Here is a 17,273-nt window from a genome sequence, read left to right as displayed (position 1 = left end):
GGGATGCCTGGGGTACGTGGGGAATGGCCCCCGGCGGGGCCGTGCTCAGCGTTGCACGCCCCGACATCCCACGCATTTCGGACCGCTACCGACCGTCACGTAGGGCCCGTAGGCCCCCTTACGTACGGTCGGCACGCTCCGCCCGCGCGTCCTGGTCCGCCGCTCCCCCGGCCCCCACCAGCCCCTTGGACACCGTGTGCAGCCGCGGCTCGAAGCGCCGCATCTCGCGCTGTCCGCCGACCGCGATGACGGACGGCAGGTAGCCCCGGACCGACTGCATCCCGCGCAGCCACCACTGGGCGTACACATGCGGGGAGCGCCGTGCGATCCCGTCCACGATGCGGTCGACGGCCGGGCCGAGCGGGTACGTACGGTTCATCGGCCACGGCAGCCGCTGGCGCAACTCCCGCATCACGTCGTCCTGGTCGGCGCCGCGCACCATGTCGGTGTCGGTCCAGGAGAGGTAGCCGACGCCGACCTTGACGCCCTTGTAGCCGACCTCCGCGCGCAGGCTGTGCGCGAACGCCTCGACGCCCGACTTGGAGGCGCAGTACGCCGTCATCATCGGCGCCGGGGTGATCGCGGCCAGCGACGCTATCTGGAGGAAGTAGCCGCGGCTCTCCATCAGCACCGGCAGGAACGCCCGCCCGGTGACCGCCCCGCCGATCAGGTTCACCTCGATGACCCGCCGCCAGGCGTCCGGGTCCGAGTCGGCGAACGGGCCGCCCGAGGCGACCCCCGCGTTGGCGACGACCACGTCGACCTTGCCGAACCGCTCCTTGACCTCGCGCGCCACCTGGGCCATCGCCGTGTGGTCGGTGACATCGGCGAACCAGTGGTCGCTCTCGCCGTGCAGCCGCTCGGAGACCTTCTTCAGCTCGTCCGGCTCCAGGCCGACGAGCGCCAGCGTCGCCCCGCGCGCCGACAGCTTGCGGGCCAGCAGCTCGCCCACGCCCCGGGCCGCGCCGGTGACGACGACGACCTGGCCCTCCAGACTCCGCCTGCTGCTCATGCGACATCCTCCTTCTCGGACGTGGCGGCCGACGAAGCCGTCCGGTTCGCGACGTACCGGGTGGTCAGTTCCCTGAGCTTCGCCGTGACGGCCTCCGGGGCCTCCACCGGCGTCATGTGCCCCATGCCGGCCAGCTCGGTCAGCCCGAGGCCGACCGGCAGCGCCGCCGCGATGGCCCGCGCGTGGACCGGCGGGGTGAGCCGGTCGTCCGTACCGGCGATGACCGCCGTCGGCACCCGCAGTTCGCGCACGTCCGCCGTCACGTCCAGCTCGGCGAGTACGTGGCCCCATCCCACCCGGGCACGGCGCGGGCAGGCGTGCACGATCCGGGCGCAGACGTCGACCCGCTCCGGGGCCGAACCGACGCCCATGGTGGCGTACTTGAGGAGCTTCTTCGAGACCGGGGTGACCGGCCCGAGCGGCGCCTTCGCCCCCAGGACCGCGGCCGTGAGCCGGGTCCGGAACGCGCTCGCCCGCAGCGGGAGCACGAGGGCCTCGGCGGTCAGCCGACCGCTGCCGGTGGAGCAGAGCAGCACCGCCGCCGCGTGTTCGCGAAGGCCGGGGCGGCGGGCCGCGGACATCAGCGTCATCCCGCCCATGGAGTGCCCGGCCAGCACCGCCTTCCGCCCGGGGGCGAGGGTGGCGGCGAGCACCGCCTCCAGGTCGTCGGCGAGCGCGTTGACGCTGTAGCCGCCGGGGCCGGGCTCGGGGGTGAGGCCGTGGCCGCGCTGGTCGTAGGCGATGACGCGGTGGTCGGCGGCGAGGTCCCGGATCTGCGCGGCCCAGAAGTGGGTGTTGCAGGTCCAGCCGTGGGCGAGGACGACGGCCGGCGCGTCCTCGGGGCCGTGCAGCTCGACGTGGATGCGGGAGCCGTCGGCGGACCGTACGAAGAGTTCGCTCGCGGGGACGGGCGGGGCGTCGTCGCGGTGCAGGAGCCGGCTCATCGGGCGGCCTCCTCGACGACGGACTCCCCGGCGGCCGCGGACTCTCCTGCGGTCACCGTCTCCCGGTCGGTACGGCCCGGCTGTGCGGGTACGTGGACGCCGCCGCCCGGCTGCACGGCCGCCCGGATGACGTCGTACTCCGCCAGGTCGACCGACCGCGTCTGCCGTCGGAACTCGCCCGTCGTGCCCGGCCAGACGGTGGTGTTGCGGCCGGCCTCGTCCAGGTACCAGCTGGTGCAGCCGCCGGTGTTCCACACCGTGCGCTTCATCCGCTCCTGGACCTTGTGGTTCCACGCGGTCACGGCGGTGGAGCGGGCGCCGAGCGCCGCGCGGCCGCCGAGCACGTTCAACTGGCGCAGGTAGTCGGCCATGTAGTTGAGCTGGGACTCGATCATCAGGATCATCGAGGAGTTCCCGAGGCCCGTGTTGGGGCCGATGATCGTCATCCAGTTGGGGAACCCGGCGGCGGTCGCGCCGCGCAGCGAGTTCATCCCGTCCTTCCAGGACTCGGCCAGCGTGATGCCCTCCTCGCCGACGACCCGCTCCGCGATCGGCATGTCCGTCACGTGGAAGCCGGTGCCGAAGATGATCGCGTCGACCTCGGCCTCGCTGCCGTCGGCGGCGACGACGGTGGAGCCGCGTATCTCACTCAGCCCGGAGGCCACGACGTCCACATTGGGCTGGGCCAGGGCCGGGTAATAGGTGCTGGAGAGCAGGATCCGCTTGCAGCCGATGCGGTAGTCCGGGGTCAACTTGGCCCGCAGCGCCGGGTCCTTGATGGCCCGCGCCATGTTGGACTTGGCCAGCTTCTCCACGAGGCCCAGCTGGTCGGGGTGCTTGGTGAAGGCGCTGACCTGCAACTCCCGTATGCCCCACAGCAGTCCACGCCGTGCGGTGCCGGTCGCGGGTATCGCCCGGTGCAGTGCGCGCTCGGCCTTGCTGATGGTGCGGTCGACGCGCGGCATCACCCACGGGGGCGTGCGCTGGAAGAGCGTGAGCTTCGCGGTCTTCGGCTGGATCGCCGGCACGATCTGGATGGCGGAGGCGCCCGTTCCGACCATCGCGACCCGCTTGCCCGCCAGGTCGTAGTCGTGGTCCCAGCGCGCGGAGTGGAAGACCTTGCCGGGGAAGGAGTCCAGCCCGGGTATGTCGGGCATCTTGGGGTCGGAGAGCGGCCCGGTGGCGGAGATGACGACATCCGCGCGGAGGGTCGTGCCGTTGGCGGACTCGATCACCCAGTACAGGTTCTCCTTGTCCCAGCTCATCAGCTTCACCTCGTGGTTCAGCCGGATGTGCGGGCGCAGCCCGAAGGTGTCGGCGACGCGCTCCAGGTAGGCCCGGATGTGCTCCTGGCCGGAGAAGGTGCGCGGCCAGTCGGGGTTGGGCGCGAAGGAGAAGGAGTAGAGGTGGGACGGTACGTCGCAGGCGCAGCCCGGGTAACTGTTGTCCCGCCAGGTGCCGCCCACCGATCCGGCCCGCTCCAGGACGACGAAATCGGTGATGCCTTCGCGGCGCAGCCGGACGGCGGCCCCGAGGCCCCCGAATCCGGTACCGATCACCGCCACACGTACGTGTTCCTGCTGGGCCATGCTGCCGCCTCCCCGCGGTACGTCACGCGACTCCGCCAGCAATCACTGGCATGGTTCGGAGAGTAGAGCAGGCTCGTACCGATGGGTAGGGGGCGGACCGAGGAAAGTTACTGGCGGTACAACATAGGGTGCCCCTGTGGCTGAAGGACGCGAGCACCGCGAATACCGCATGGAGGAGCTGGCCAAGGAGGCCGGCATCACCGTGCGGACCCTGCGCTTCTACCGGGAGCGCGGCCTGATCCCGCCACCCCGCCGCGAGGGCCGGATCGCCTGGTACGACGACCACCACCTGGCCCGCCTGCGCACCATCACGGGCCTGCTGGAGCGCGGCCACACCCTCAACGGCATCGCGGATCTGGCCGCCACCTTCGAGAGCGGGCGCGATGTCGCCGAGGTGCTGGGGCTCGGCGAGCCGACCGAGGAGACCCCGGTCCGCCTCACCCCGGAACAGCTCGCCGACTACTTCGAGGGCGAGGTCACCCCGGAGAACCTGGCCACCGCCCTGGACCTGGGCTATCTCGCCACCGACGGCGACGAGATCGTCCACATCAGCCGCCGCCTGCTGGAGGTCTCGGCGGAGCTCGTACGGGAAGGGGTGCCGCTCGCCACGGTGCTCTCCTCGGGCCGCCGCGTCCGTGAGCACGCGGACGCTCTCGCCGAAATCTTCGTACGCGTACTGCATGCCCACGCCGCCGAGACCGAACCGGCCCAACTCCGGCCACTGGCGCGCGCGGTGGTGGACGCGGAGCTGTCGATGGCGCTGGACCGGAGGCTGCGCCGCGAGGACGGCACACAGCCTCCGAAAGAGTAACGGCCCCTGACACGGCCTCCGAAGGCGTAACGGCTCCCGACACAACCTCCGAAGGCATAGCAGCCCCTGCGCTACCGCGCTACCGCTCGTAGACGACCGTCACCGGCGCGTGGTCGCTCCACCGCTCGCCGTGCGTGGCGGCCCGCTCGACCCACGCCTTCACCGCACGCGCGGCAAGACCCGGCGTGGCGATCTGGTAGTCGATACGCCAGCCCGCGTCGTTGTCGAAAGCGCGCCCCCGGTAGGACCACCAGCTGTACGGCCCCGCCACATCCGGGTGCAGCTGCCGCACCACATCCACGTACGCGGCCTCGTCGAGCACCCGCGTCAGCCAGGCCCGCTCCCCGGGGAGGAAGCCGGAACTCTTCTGGTTGGCCTTCCAGTTCTTCAGGTCGGCCTCCTGGTGGGCGATGTTCCAGTCGCCGCAGACCACGACCTCGCGCCCGTCCGCCGCCGCCCGCGTCTTCAGCCCCTGGAGGTAGGGCAGGAAGGCCGCCATGAAGCGCTCCTTCTCCTCCTGCCGCTCCGTGCCGACCTCACCGGAGGGCAGGTACAGGCTCGCGACGGTCACGCCGGGCAGGTCGATCTCGACGTACCGGCCGCTCGCGTCGAACTCCTCCGCCCCGGGCACGTCCAACCCGCCGAAGCCGATCTGGACCCGCTCCGGCGCCTGCCGGGAGTAGAGCGACACCCCGGCGCGCCCCTTGGCGGCGGCGGGGGCGTGCACGGTGTGCCAGCCCTCGGGGGTACGGACCGCCTCGGCCAGCTGGCCGGGCTCGGCACGGACCTCCTGGAGGCAGACCACATCGGCGTCGGTGCCCGCCAGCCATTCCACGAAGCCCTTCTTCGCGGCGGCGCGGAGACCGTTAACATTCACGCTTGTAATAGTCAGCATCGGAAAACAGTACCTACCCCACCCCCACTCATAGATTTACGATAATCAGCATGAACATCCGCCCGTCCCGCTTCGACCACCCCGACGCCGTCAAACTCAACGACCAGGTCCAGCTCGAATACGCCGAGCGCTACGGCGACGAGGGCGATGTCACACACCTCGACCCCGCCATGTTCGTACCGCCGCACGGTCTGTATCTGCTCGCCTACGACGAGCTGGAGCGCCCGGTGGCGACCGGTGGCTGGCGGACGCAGGACCGTAGCGACGAGGGGTACGGGGACGGCGACGCCGAGATCAAGCGGATGTTCGTGATCCCCGAGGGCCGTGGCCGGGGCCTCGCCCGCCGGATGCTCGCCGCTCTGGAGGAGGACGCCCGGGCCGCGGGCCGGATCCGGATGGTCCTGGAGACCGGCGACCAGCAGCCGGAGGCCGTCGCGCTGTACACCTCGTGCGGCTACACGGTCTGCGAGCAGAAGTTCGGCCACTACCGGGAGTACGAGAGCAGCATCTGCATGGCCAAGCCGCTGCGACAGCCGTAACACCTCATTGAGGTGTGGCCAGCACCTGCGTCCAGTAGGGCCCCCGCGGCGAGTCCGCGATGCCCACGCCCACATGCGTGAAGTTGCAGTTGAGGATGTCGTCGTCGCGGCCGGAGCTGCGGCGCCACTCCTCGACGACCTCGGCCGGGTCGGCGTTCCCCGTGGCGATGGTCTCGCCCACGGCGGTCCACAGGTAGCCCGAGCCGGTCACCCGGTCGCCCATGCCCCGGCCCGTGGAGTCGGTGTGGCCGAAATAGCCGTGCGCCGCCATGTCCGCCGAGTGGCGCTGGGCGACCTCGGTGAGCCGGGGGTCGGTGGTCAGCTGCGGGCAGTCGTTGTGGGCGCGCAGGGTGTTGACCTCGGCGACGAGGCGCGTCTCGGGACGGGGCTGCGCCCGGGGCGCCGGGCGCGGTGACGGCGGCGGGGCCACCGTGGCGGACGGCGAGGCGCTGCGGGCGGACGGGCTCGGCGTGGGCGACGGCGTGGAGGTGGGCGTCGGGGACGCGGACGGGGTGGCCGGCACGGTGACCGCGGGCGGCGCGGGCGCCGGGGACTGCGTCGTACCCCCCTCGGCGCGGGGCGCGGGCGGGGCGGGCGCCGAGGGCCACAGGAGTACGGCGATCGAGGTCACGGCGGCCGCGGCGGCGGCGAGCCCCGCCGCTTTCCCGGCCGAGAACGCGGCCGGAGCCACGGCCGGGGCGACAGCGGCGGCGTGCTGGCCGCCTTCGTACAACGGCACCACCAGAGCGAGCCCGGAGAGCAGCCCCTCCGGCGGTACGAGCCCCGAGCTGGTCGCCGCGCAGGAGGCGCAGCCGCGTATGTGGCGGGCTATGCGCTTGCGCCACAGGGGCGTGGGCACCTCGTCCCAGTCCTCCACCAGCGCGTCCAGGTAAGGGCAGCGGGGTTCGGCGGCCAGGGCCCGGACGACCGCGCGCCCGATGTCGAGCTGGTTCTTGACCCGCTGGACGCGTACGGCGGCGTGCTGGGGCGGGAGCCCGAGGGCGTCCGCCAGCTCGGCCCGGGTGAGCTCCCCCGTCGTCTCCAGCCACCACAGCGAGAGCACATCGCGCTCCGCCTCGTCGAGCCAGCGGGTCGCCTCGGCGGTCTCGCGCCGCTGGCCGGAGAGCTCCAGGCGCAGGATGGTGAGGTCGACGAAGTCGGCGGCCGGGTCGGCCGGCTCGTCGGTCTCCTCCAGCGCGGCGGGGCGGTGCCCGAGGACGGACCAGCGGGTGCGGACCTGGTTCATGGCGATGGCCACCAGCCAGGACCGGAACCGGGTGGGATCGCGCAGCGAGGAGAGGCCGGAGAGCGCGCGGAGCATGGTCTCCTGCACCACGTCGTCCACGTCCGGGTGGCCGTTGAGGGCGCGGCCCACGACGTTGTAGACGAGCGGCAGGTAGAGGGCGGCGAGCCGCTCCCCGGCCGCCTGGTCCCCGTCCCTGGCCGCGACGACCAGTGCGGTGACGTCCACGCCGTTCACGCTGTTCACCACGTGCTCACTTCCTCGGGCCGTGCGGAGGACGCCGGGCAGCGCATCCCCGGAGTGTGGGGCAGGTCACTCCTGGGGGTTTTGTTATCCGGTCCCTTTCCGGTGGTCAACCAGTATGCGGGGACCTTACGGGTGCCCCGCGGCGGGAGTGCCGGGATGGGGGAGGGACATGTCGAGCAGAATGGAAGCCGGCGTCGGTCTGCCGGACGCGGAGGGCGCGCGGAGCGCCTCGGGTGCCACGAACGCGCGTGACTTGCGGAAGGCGCTGAAGGCCGGGGCGGCCGGAACACCGCCTCACGACGAGTCGTCGGCCGCCGAAACCCCTCCCCCGGCCTCCGACGCCTTCCCCGCCGCCCTGCGGGAGGCGCTGGGCCGCCGCGGCCTCTCCCTGGAGCGGGTGAGCGAACGGCTCAGGGCGCGCGGCATCGGCGTCAGCCAGGCCACGCTGAGCAGTTGGCAGCGCGGCCGCAGCCAGCCGGAGCGGGCCCGGTCGCTGCGGGCCGTGGAGGTGCTGGAGGAGATCCTGGACCTGCCGGGCGGGGCGCTGCGCTCGCTGCTCGGCCCGCGCCGCCCGCGCGGCCGGGTCGCACCGGCCCGGGGCGAAGGGGCGGCCCTCCAGGTGCTGGGCGAGGACTCGGTGGTGGAGAAGGCGCTCGGCGAGCGGTTCCGCCACTTCAACCAGGAGACCGGCTCGCTGCTGATCCACGACGTGGTGACGCTGGGCGCGAGCGGAACGCTGAGCAACCTCACCACGACCAATGTGCTGCGGGCCAATCGCGCCGGAGCGGACCGCGCGCTGTTCGTGCTGAGCTTCGACGACGAACAGGCCGAGCCGCTCGACATCCGCGTCACCAGCGGCCGGCTCGGCGAGGCGACGTACCTCAAGGGGCTCAAATCCCTGGTGCTGGAAATCCACTTCGGCCGGGAACTCGCCAAACTGGATACGACCGTGGTGAGTTACGCGGTCGATGTGAGCCCGTCCCGGGAACCGGCCACCCACTACGAACGCTGGTCGCGGGCGAATCTGCACGAATATCTTCAGCAGGTCTTCTTCCATCCGGACGCGCTCCCCTCGGGCTGCCGGCGGTACTTCCGGGACCAGGTGGGCTCGCCGCCCCGTGCGCAGCGGCGCATTTCGATGAACGATTCCCACAGCACCCATGTGCTCGCCTCCCGCTGCAAACCCGGAGTGCACGGAGTGGCCTGGGATTTCGACACCGGAGAATAGGGGGAACCGAATCGTGGAAACGGGAGACCGCCCAGGGTCAGTGGACGGTCTCCCGCGTTTACGGCACCTTCACCCGGTCGGGGCTACTTGGTGTTGAGCGTCAGCCCGTAGTACTTCAGGGCGTCGTCGAGCGGCTGGAAGTACGACGAACCGGGCGAGTTCACCTGGCCGTTGCACCGCTGGCTGATCGGCCCGCCGGAGGTCATCCCCTGGGCCTGGTTGCCGGAGACGTAGGCACCTCCGCTGTCCCCGCCCTGGGTGCAGACGGAGGAGCTGGCGAGACCGGTCACGACGGTGTCGGGGCCGCCGTTCTGGTCGGTGTAGGTGACGCTGACGTTGTACGAGCCGACCTTGCCGCAGGTCCAGCCGGTGGTCTGGCCGGCCTTGCAGAGCGCCGAACCCTGCGGGGCCCGCTGGCTGCCCCGGACGGCTACGGTGCCCGCCTTGCCGTAGGTGGTGATGTCCAGGCCGATGGAGTGGCCGGCGTCCACGGTGGCGATGCCCATGTCCACGCTGCGCGTGCCGAGCGCGAAGCGGGTGTGGGTGCCCTTGGCGAACCGGGTCCCGTTGTAGGCCAGTGCGGGCAGGTCCTCGATGCAGTGCCCGGCGGTGACCAGCACCTGCTTGCCGTTGCGGTCCTTCGCCCCGTACCCGACGGAGCAGAGGTAGCCGTTGAACGTCATCCGGCTGCCCGGCGGCACGACGGCCTGCGTCTCCAGCTTCTCCTGGCCCTGGACGACCCGTACGGCCTCGCCGTTGCTCTTCGCGGCCTTGAGGAAGGTACGGGTGGCGGCGTCGGTCTCTCCGTTGACCTCGACGGTCACGGTGTCGGAGGCGAGGTCCACGGACCACGCCGACACCCCGGCCGGGGCGCTCTTGAGGGCCTTGGCGTCGAGCTGCGCCTTGATGCGGTTCAGCTCTCCCTCGCCACGCTCCGGGACCCGTGCTGCGAGCCCCGCCGCCTTGACCTCCTTCGCCGCCTCGGCATCGGCGGCGTTGACGACGAGCGTCCCGTCCTTGGCGAAGAAGGCCCCGAGGGTGGAGACCTTCTCGGCCCGCAACTTCGCGAACCGGCCCTGCTGCTGTGCTTCCTTGTCGAGCCGCTCGACGGCCTCCTGCTCACTCACGCCCAGGGTGGTGGCGAGAGCCTGGACCATCTCCGGCTGATACTTCAGCGGCGCGGAATCCGCCGCACCGGCGTAAGCCCCTGTGGCGACTCCGGCCGACAGGAGGGCGCCGATGGAGGCCGCCACGATGTATCTGCGCGCGTTCTTCTTCTTTCCGTGCTTCACGCGATTCCTTCCGCTACACGGGCGAAGCGTCCAGACAATGGGGGGGTGGCCACACCACGCTTGGGGACGCGCGATGTGTTCCATGGACACTGCCCGGCGGCGATGACATGTTCCTGTCGCCGCGCATCGAACTCTCGCGTAAACGGAACTGCCGCGACAAGGACCGGAGATGGGGCTCTTATCTACAGAACTGGCCGAGAACTGTAGAGAAACACGGCGGAAACAAAACGGCCGGGACCGGCGGGCACCGGCGTGCACCGGCGGGCACCCAGGCCAGAGTCGCTGCGCCTGCCGCAGAAGGGCTGCCCGGGGCTCTGTCAGTGGTGCGGTGGATGATCGGGCGTATGACCCACGGTTCCCGGGACGCCTTTCGCTCCCTCGCTCTGCGCCATCTGCCGCCCGCCGACGCCGAGAAGTGGCTCGGCCTGCTCCGTCCCGGTGCGCGTCTTGAGGTGGCGACCGGCGCCGACGTCCCGGCGGTCCGGCTCGGCGGCCTGCCCGCTCTGCCGGCCGTCTCTCCGTGGCCGGTGTGGGAGGGGCACGGTCCGCTCTCCTTCATCGCCTCGGTCGACTGCGCCCGACTGCCGACCGCCGCGCTGGACATCAGTCTGCCCGAGTCGGGAACGCTGCTGTTCTTCTACTTCGACGGGCAGCTGGACGACGGCGAGGCTCTCGTCCTGGCCGAGGACCGGGAGAGCTGGGCGGGCGCCCGCGTGCTCTACGTGGCGCCCACCCAGGAGGCGGCGGAGCGAGAGGCTCCTGCGGGCCTCAAGCCGTACCCGATGGTGCCGCTGACCGCCCGGGTGGAGGCGACGGCAACCGAGCCCTGGCATCCGTCCGTACGGGCCGCCTTCGCCCCTCACGCCCCGCTGGGGAACCGGTACGGCCACCCCGTCTGCTCGCAGGAGTTCCTCGACGCGCTGTGGGAGCTCGACGACGAGGCGGGGCACCAGATCGGCGGCCACGCCCACTCCGTACAGAACCCGGTGGAGATCGAGATCGCGGAGGCGGTCCTGGACGGCGAGGTGTCCTGGGAGGGCCCCCGGCTGGCCGAGGAGGCGGGCAACTGGGTGCTGCTGGCCCAGTTCGGCAGCGAGGACGCCGCGGACATGATGTGGGGCGACGCCGGAGTCCTGTACTGGCTGATCCGCCCGGAGGACCTGGCCGAGCGGCGCTTCGAGCGCGCGATGTTCACCTGGCAGTGCAGCTGATGGCCGCAGGACCTCCCGCCTGGGGAGTCCAGTACACGCTGAGCCTGCCGAGCGAGGACACCGCCCTCGCCGCCGCGGCCGAGTTGTCCGGGATGGGGCACCGTCTGACGGCGGTGCGCGTCCACGGTCACTTCCGGTTCGTCCCGTCGAGCTTCTGGTACGGCAGACCCTCGATGGATCCGGAGCTGGAGGGGTGGTGGCAGGTCTTCTCGCTGGCCGTCCACAGCGGGTACGAGCGCGGGGCTCTTGAGCCGTTCCTCCGCGGTGAACGGATACGGGTGGCCCAAGTGGCCCGTGACCACGGTGGTTTCCAGCAAGGGTGCGGCGAGGGGCATGCCGCGACTCTCGAATCCATCTTCACCAGGGACGGCCTGGTCCATGAGCAGCCCGGCGCCCAGGTGGCCCTTCCCAGCCCGCTGCCCGAAGATCCCGCGCGGCCGCCGGCCGGTCCGCCGTGGAACGCCGGCGGAGCCGGTGAGCCCGCAGCGGTGGTTCAGGCCGCGGTGGCGGTCGCGGAGCGTCTGTACGGCAGCGCCGAGGATGCCCCGGATGCCGTGGGGTGGCTGCTCGACGAGGAGTTCGCGTTCGGTGAGCCCTACGGGACGGCTGACGAGTCCCTCGGCGACCTCGCGGATGCCGTGGCCCACCAAGGCACCTGCACCGACACCACGGTGGAGGCCATCCCCTTCCTCCTGGAGCTGGTCCGCGACGGCGGCCTCGCTCCCGGCAGTCGCCTGATCCTGCTCTGCGACCTGGTGCGGCTCGGCGCCTCGGGACCGGCGGCAGCCGTCGCCCTGGCCGACCGCATCACCGCGCTCGGGGACGTCCAGGACGAGTCCGCTGCCGACCACCTGACACGGCAGGCCATCGGCAGGGGGCTGCCGACGCTGCTGTCACGCTGGGACGACGAGAGCGACGCCGTCCGGTTCGCCCTCGCCGCGCTCGCGGCGCTCTGCGGCACGCACGACCGGCACGTGCGCGCGTGGCCGGCCGCGCTCCCGACCCCGGCTCACAGCTCCCGCGCCGACGCCGCGTCGCTCATGACAGCACTGCTCAGCGACGACCGGAAAGGCTTGGCACCCGCGCTGGACCGGCTGGCCTCCTGGCTGCCCGGCGTCGCCGAGAAGGCCGCCGGCCCGAACGTGGACCGCGAGCAGCTGGCACTGGCCGTCCTGCCGGACCTCGTACGCGAAGAGGTGTGGCCGGGGCTCACACCGGAGCATGATCTGCCGTGATTCCCTCATCGGCGTTGGCAAACGCCAAGATCCCGCCCGATCAACCAGATCGGACGGGATCTTGTGAACTGTTCCTGAGCTGACTCAGGAACAGTCCTTGTTGTGGGGTGTTCACGAGTGGTGTTGACCAGGCAGAGCGGACGCTACGAGTGATCTTTTCCCAGCTTCGAGGTGATCGTTTCCCAGGATCACTACGGGGAGCAGCAGCAAAAGCCCGGCCCCTGCTGGGGAAAGCCTCCGCATCCTCATGTTTTCCAGGCCGCGCGTGCACGACGGCGTGCCGCCCGCCTGCGGGCACGGGCGCGCGCTCGAAGAACTTGGGGAGATTCGGTGCCTGGCGCGGGCCGGACCGGACGCCTCGTCGGGGTGGACAGTGGCGTGATCACCGGCAGGTGATCGACGCGATCGCGTTCAAGTACCGCACCGGGACCCCGTGGACGGACTTGCCTGAGCGCTTCGGCTCGTGGAAGGGCGCCCACAATCGGCTGCGGAACTGGGCCGCCGACAACACCTGGGACAGGTCTTCGCCTCTCTGATGGCTCAAGCAGACGCCGAGGACGACCCCGACTGGATGGTCTCGGTCGACTCCACCATCGTCCGGGCACTCAGCACGCCGCCGGGCCCGTCAAGAGGGGCCCCGGCCGGCGAGCCGGACGATCATGCTCTCGGACGATCCCGTGGCAGGCTGACGACGAAGATCCATCTCGCGGCTGACGGCCGATGTCGACCCCTGGCGTTCGTCCTTACGCCTGGCCAGGCGGGTGACGCGCCCGCGTTCCCCGAGGTCATGGCCCGCCTGCGGGTGAACCAACGATCAGATGATCCGAAGGCTACTGTTCAGCTGCCCTGGTGCCGCTGATGTTCTCGAAGCCGTCGCACACGCCTGCTGTATTGCCCGGCCTGCGACCTTCGGGCACGATCAATCGAAAGCACCTGTGGATCTGCCGCGCGCTCGTACAGCTCAACCTCGGAGGAGTCAGCGTCCGTTTCGACGAGCCGGGCCAAGGCGTCCCGATCCTGCTCAGCTGTCGGACGTGCTCTGACCTCGTCCCTCCATGCCTGGCCACTCACCTCGGCTTCGTCCACGCCGCCAATATATGCGCGGACAGCGACGTGCGAAGTCCGCCCAGACCAAGATCCGGAAGAAGCGGCCTAGGACACTAAGCCGTGGCCTACGACTTCAGCCTCAGTTCCGTCTCCGCCGCTGCAGACGGTTGCCGTGGTCGTGGGGGCAGCTCCTGAACCACGGGCGCTCGCTGGGGCAGCCGACCGCCGAAAGCTGCACGTGGCGTCCTTGCCAAAGCGTGAGCCAGAGGAACGACCTCAGGCCGAGACGAGCGGACCGCGAAAGTTCTGTAGCCTCTCCGTGAACCTGCGGGCCATCGTCGGCAGCCTTTACGCTGTGTACATGGTCGACAGCTCAGAGGCGAGGCGAGGAAGTGTTGCCGGCGCCTCCGGTGATGCGGGCACCGAGTACCGGCGCGGTGTTGCTGCCTACGCCGTAGCATATGGTCTGGCAGGAGTACCCCTGCCGAATATCGGGGTTCCATCCGATTATGCCCGAGTGGCATCTGTGTCGCTGGAGACCGACGACCCGGTCGACGACATCCGGATCGATTTCGACTCCGGGTGGCGAGCGCTCGTACAGGCCAAGAGAAGCCTGAGCGGTGGGAGACCCCTGAAGAAGGCCGCAGAACAGTGGGTAAAGGCCGCAGAAGCTGGCCTCAATCCCGAGAAGGACCGCCTGGTGATCGTCGCCGGAGAGCTGAACGGTTCCATGAAACACCTCCAGCGGGTCCTGGACCGCGAGCGGACGGATCATGCCGGTGCGCCCACAGGTCCCGAGGATGGGGAGCTGAAGGGTGTCCGTAAACTACTAGGCGCTTTGGACAAGCAGAAACAGGATCTAGTCCTTAAATGCGCCGTGATCTGGGAACTACAGGTGGAAGAACCGGGTGACCTAGGTGCCCAGCTGGCTGTGAACCACCTGCGTTTTGTGGTTGCTGACGGAACCCACGAAACGGCGAGCGACGCGTGGAAAGCCCTGCTCACGGCATCAGGCCGGACCGCGCGGCTCCGGGGCGGGTTCAAGATCGCTGGCTGGCTGGATGCGCTGCGCGGCGAGAGAATCGAGATCCGCAGTACCGGCAGTGCTCCGGCGGCCGTGCTTGAAATCCGGCGACGGGCAATGCAACGGTATATCTCGCGCCTTGAGCGCCAAGGAACGCAGCTCGACCTGCGTTCCCTGGGCGCCGAGCTTCCCGAACTCCCGCTCGCTGAAGCCGATGCCAATATCAAAGTGAGCACCGACGCTGGAGATCCTCGCAATGCAAGTGAGCTGATCTGGGCCTTTCTTCGGCGCGGTCGCATTGTCCTGACGGGCTTGCCCGGCGGTGGCAAGACCACTGCGCTGAGGCAGCTGGCGGCGCAACTAGCTTCGGACCCGTCGCTTCCTCTGCCCGTGAGGGTGTCGCTTCCCGAGGTCAACAGAGCTGGGGCGGAAGACGGTTTCCGAGACCGTCTCATCGCTGTTGCGGTGCGTGAATGCAGATCAGTAGACCAGCCTGAGCTTATCCGCGAGATCAACGAGCGCCTGGATCGAGACGGCGGCATCGCTCTGCTCCTCGATTCGCTGGATGAGACCTACGACCAGCGTTCGAAGGTGGTCAGCGAGATAGCCGACCTGGTCGCTGACTTGCCAGCAGGAGTCTGCATCCTGCTGTCCACCCGCGATGTCGCCTATGGACAGGCTTCCACCCTCGGCTGGCCGAGCTTGCGATTGAAATCCCCCTCCGGGATTGAGAGCACAGTGACCGCTGTCTTGGAGGCGGCCGCAGGCCAGGCGCGTGTGGATCCAACCGACCGCCCGGACTGGGTAAACCAGCGCGCAGAATGGGTGCGGTCAACATTGGAGCAAGACGAGCAACTCCGCGAAACGCCACTCCTCCCCGTGCTGCTGGCACTTCTCGCCGTACGGAGATCAACCCAGTCGCTCCCGACCCAGCGCGCGAGAATCCTCGAAGCCGTCGTGAAACACGTCATCGCCGATCACGAGGTACAGCGCCGCGCCGGACGCACTCTGGGACCCTTGACAGGAACTGCGCTGAACATGGCGACTATGCAGGCATTCACCACTGAGGCTGCGGAAATCCTGAATAGCCAGGGACTGGCAGATGCAGAATCAGTCACCGCTGCTATCGCAGCCGACCTCCGCGAGCCCTGGGCACTAGCGTCGGCGCAGGCGACTGCTGCGGCTCAGGACGCGGTACGGCTCTTCGACGAGACCGGAATCTTCGTCATGTCAGGCGCCGACGGAACCATTGCCCCGCGCGTCACTCTCTTTGCGGAGATCGGAGACGCCATGCGGATCGTCTCGCGTCCGCAGGAAGCCCCGGCGTGGGTCGCTGCACGGATCGCGGCCCAGCAATTCGAACCACTGGTGCTAGCGTGTGCCCTTGGCCCGAGCGTAGCGAGCGCTGCCTCCGCTGCCATCAAAAGCAGCCCCGGGAATATCGCGCTGGCGAAGGCGCTTGCCCAGGCCGGCCGGGAAGGGGCAGACCTCGACGACGCCACCGTCCGGCAAGTCTGCGAGATCTTGATTGCTCATGTTGCTGAGGGAAGTCAGGATGCGTGGCTGAGCTGGACTGACCTGCTTCGGCTTTCGATCCCCGTTGACCTGCATGTCTCCGCGGAGGCTGCCGCGGCGCACCACGGCACGGACTATGCCCTGGTGGCGCGTGCGTCGCTGGCGCTCCAATCTTGCCCCTCCACCCCAGAAGACCCGCAGATACTCAAGGATCTGCTCGGCCTGCGGTCCCTGCCGCGCCGCCCGTCAGCGAGCAAAAGCGCGGTGGTCGCTTTCGACGCATGGATGATGGACAGGACACTGGGCGCTACACAGCAGAAAGCTGCTGAGGCCCTGCTAGCGCATGACCCGGAGGCTTCTTCTCTCGTCGTCGCTCTTGCCATCGACGCTCCCTACGGGCTGCAGGAATCCCTCACGCGGCTTCTCACCGAGCGGGGTTTTGATGAGGATGTTCAAGCCATCCGGCATGCCAACGCTCAGAGGTTCAAGGACTTTAGGCTGCCCTCATGGGTCACGGGGCGCGACGGTACCGCATGTGCACATTTCCTTGAGCTGGTATCCGAACACGCAACGACAGACCTCACGTCCGTGCAGGCAGTACTTCTCGATGAGCTGGCCGACTTCGTCGAGACGATGGAGATGAACGATGGCGGCGTGACGCACCTGTACAAGCAACCGGACGACGTGCTTCGAGAACTCATCGCGCTGACCACCTCCCTGTACGGATTTGACCGTTCGGTCCTCGCGGCCCAAGCCAAGGTCGCGTGGTTTCGCCTGCAACACTGGGACGACAACGCCCCCTACTTCGCGCTCTTTGACGCCGCAGCCCAGCGATCGCGCCCCGACTGGACTGCGGTGCGCGATCGCGACAAGGCCGTGGGATCGCTGATGCGGCTGTTCACCTTGGGCCTCGGGCAGGCAGCATTCGCCGCGAGGTCCTTGTACAACACGCCCGTCGCCGAGCAGGCAGCCCCGCAACTACGCAAACTCCTGCCCAGGCTTCGCCCAAGCACGCGACATCAACGCATTGCAGCCGTGACGCTGGCATCGCTCAAACCAGGCCCGGAACCCGATTGCTGGGTGGGCAGCGAGGACCCGATCCTGCGGACCGTGGCAGCTTTGATGATCGAGCCCATCGTTGGGAGCACTGTCGGCGCCCAGTTTCGACAGCTTCTCGACGACCCCGATGGCCATGTCCAGGAAGCAGCGCTTAAACACCTCATCAAGGCCCGCCCACCGGAGCTCGCCGCGATCGCGCAGGCCGTTCTCGCCCGACCCAGACCAGGATGGATGTGCTTGGACTGCCGCACCGTGAACCCCCCGCCGGGATCTATCTCATGCACCGGCGACCAGTGCTCCACGATCGGGGCGGATCCCACCAAGCTCGCGGCCGAGTTCCTCCAGGCAAAGGCCCACGACGCGAGCTGACATTTTCCGCCGCG

General features: G+C 69.6%; 12 protein-coding genes and 1 pseudogene. 7 read left to right on the top strand and 6 right to left on the bottom strand.

Annotated elements, in window-relative coordinates:
- Positions 1-118: 118 nt before the first annotated feature.
- The 3 genes from R2B67_RS21600 to R2B67_RS21590 are packed head-to-tail and all read right to left on the bottom strand — an operon-like array spanning position 119 to position 3,545.
- Entirely contained in the window at positions 119-1,012 is an 894-nt protein-coding gene (locus R2B67_RS21600) for an SDR family oxidoreductase (protein ID WP_018515745.1), read from the bottom strand.
- Positions 1,009-1,956: an alpha/beta fold hydrolase gene (locus tag R2B67_RS21595; RefSeq protein WP_317820337.1), complete on the bottom strand. Its 948-nt coding sequence runs from the start codon at positions 1,954-1,956 to the stop codon at positions 1,009-1,011. The genes R2B67_RS21600 and R2B67_RS21595 overlap by 4 nt, the downstream gene beginning before the upstream one ends.
- Positions 1,953-3,545, bottom strand: a complete 1,593-nt coding sequence (locus tag R2B67_RS21590; protein WP_317820335.1) for a flavin-containing monooxygenase — start codon at positions 3,543-3,545, stop codon at positions 1,953-1,955. Before R2B67_RS21590 ends, R2B67_RS21595 begins: the two co-directional genes overlap by 4 nt.
- 169 nt (positions 3,546-3,714) lie before the next feature.
- On the opposite strand from R2B67_RS21590, the gene R2B67_RS21585 reads away from it, so the two are divergent.
- Positions 3,715-4,356, top strand: a complete 642-nt coding sequence (locus R2B67_RS21585; RefSeq protein ID WP_317824929.1) for a MerR family transcriptional regulator — start codon at positions 3,715-3,717, stop codon at positions 4,354-4,356.
- A 79-nt stretch (positions 4,357-4,435) separates the two neighbouring features.
- On the opposite strand, the gene R2B67_RS21580 is transcribed toward R2B67_RS21585, so the two are convergent.
- On the bottom strand, positions 4,436-5,251 hold the full coding sequence (locus R2B67_RS21580) for an exodeoxyribonuclease III (protein WP_317820333.1): 816 nt from the start codon (positions 5,249-5,251) through the stop codon (positions 4,436-4,438).
- Positions 5,252-5,301: 50 nt separating this feature from the next.
- On the opposite strand from R2B67_RS21580, the gene R2B67_RS21575 reads away from it, so the two are divergent.
- A complete protein-coding gene (locus R2B67_RS21575; RefSeq protein WP_317820332.1) occupies positions 5,302-5,790 on the top strand; it encodes a GNAT family N-acetyltransferase in 489 nt (162 codons plus the stop codon).
- Between the two features lie 4 nt (positions 5,791-5,794).
- Here the strand turns inward: R2B67_RS21575 and R2B67_RS21570 are convergent, their stop codons facing one another.
- The gene (locus tag R2B67_RS21570) at positions 5,795-7,282 is read right to left on the bottom strand and encodes a sigma-70 family RNA polymerase sigma factor (protein ID WP_317820331.1); all 1,488 of its coding nucleotides are present in this window, start codon (positions 7,280-7,282) and stop codon (positions 5,795-5,797) included.
- 178 nt (positions 7,283-7,460) lie between these two features.
- Between R2B67_RS21570 and R2B67_RS21565 the strand changes: the two genes are divergently transcribed.
- Entirely contained in the window at positions 7,461-8,507 is a 1,047-nt protein-coding gene (locus R2B67_RS21565; protein ID WP_452778831.1) for a helix-turn-helix domain-containing protein, read from the top strand.
- A gap of 83 nt (positions 8,508-8,590) precedes the next feature.
- Here R2B67_RS21565 and R2B67_RS21560 read toward each other — a convergent pair whose 3' ends face one another.
- Entirely contained in the window at positions 8,591-9,799 is a 1,209-nt protein-coding gene (locus R2B67_RS21560; protein ID WP_237326368.1) for a S1 family peptidase, read from the bottom strand.
- A gap of 344 nt (positions 9,800-10,143) precedes the next feature.
- Here R2B67_RS21560 and R2B67_RS21555 point away from each other — a divergent pair, with 344 nt between their 5' ends.
- The 4 genes and pseudogenes from R2B67_RS21555 (at position 10,144) to R2B67_RS21540 (ending at position 17,259) form a co-directional block, all read left to right on the top strand.
- Positions 10,144-11,010 carry a YwqG family protein gene (locus R2B67_RS21555; protein ID WP_317820329.1) on the top strand — a complete coding sequence of 289 codons (867 nt, stop codon included), beginning with the start codon at positions 10,144-10,146 and terminating at the stop codon, positions 11,008-11,010.
- Entirely contained in the window at positions 11,010-12,245 is a 1,236-nt protein-coding gene (locus tag R2B67_RS21550; RefSeq protein WP_317820327.1) for a hypothetical protein, read from the top strand. Before R2B67_RS21555 ends, R2B67_RS21550 begins: the two co-directional genes overlap by 1 nt.
- 356 nt (positions 12,246-12,601) lie before the next feature.
- Positions 12,602-13,050: pseudogene (locus R2B67_RS21545) on the top strand (IS5 family transposase); the annotation flags it as partial.
- A gap of 603 nt (positions 13,051-13,653) precedes the next feature.
- A complete protein-coding gene (locus R2B67_RS21540; RefSeq protein WP_317820325.1) occupies positions 13,654-17,259 on the top strand; it encodes an NACHT domain-containing protein in 3,606 nt (1,201 codons plus the stop codon).
- The last annotated feature ends 14 nt before the right edge of the window (positions 17,260-17,273 follow it).

Source organism: Streptomyces cyaneofuscatus (genome assembly GCF_033109485.1).
GTDB lineage: Bacteria > Actinomycetota > Actinomycetes > Streptomycetales > Streptomycetaceae > Streptomyces > Streptomyces cyaneofuscatus.
This window is presented reverse-complemented; position numbering and strand designations above follow the sequence as displayed.

Coding starts and splice junctions, on each gene's coding strand:
- R2B67_RS21580 (WP_317820333.1), bottom strand. CDS start 5,251: ATGCTGACTATTACAAGCGTGAATGTTAACGGTCTCCGCGCCGCCGCG.
- R2B67_RS21600 (WP_018515745.1), bottom strand. CDS start 1,012: ATGAGCAGCAGGCGGAGTCTGGAGGGCCAGGTCGTCGTCGTCACCGGC.
- R2B67_RS21595 (WP_317820337.1), bottom strand. CDS start 1,956: ATGAGCCGGCTCCTGCACCGCGACGACGCCCCGCCCGTCCCCGCGAGC.
- R2B67_RS21590 (WP_317820335.1), bottom strand. CDS start 3,545: ATGGCCCAGCAGGAACACGTACGTGTGGCGGTGATCGGTACCGGATTC.
- R2B67_RS21555 (WP_317820329.1), top strand. CDS start 10,144: ATGACCCACGGTTCCCGGGACGCCTTTCGCTCCCTCGCTCTGCGCCAT.
- R2B67_RS21585 (WP_317824929.1), top strand. CDS start 3,715: ATGGAGGAGCTGGCCAAGGAGGCCGGCATCACCGTGCGGACCCTGCGC.
- R2B67_RS21550 (WP_317820327.1), top strand. CDS start 11,010: ATGGCCGCAGGACCTCCCGCCTGGGGAGTCCAGTACACGCTGAGCCTG.
- R2B67_RS21575 (WP_317820332.1), top strand. CDS start 5,302: ATGAACATCCGCCCGTCCCGCTTCGACCACCCCGACGCCGTCAAACTC.
- R2B67_RS21540 (WP_317820325.1), top strand. CDS start 13,654: ATGGTCGACAGCTCAGAGGCGAGGCGAGGAAGTGTTGCCGGCGCCTCC.
- R2B67_RS21565 (WP_452778831.1), top strand. CDS start 7,461: ATGGAAGCCGGCGTCGGTCTGCCGGACGCGGAGGGCGCGCGGAGCGCC.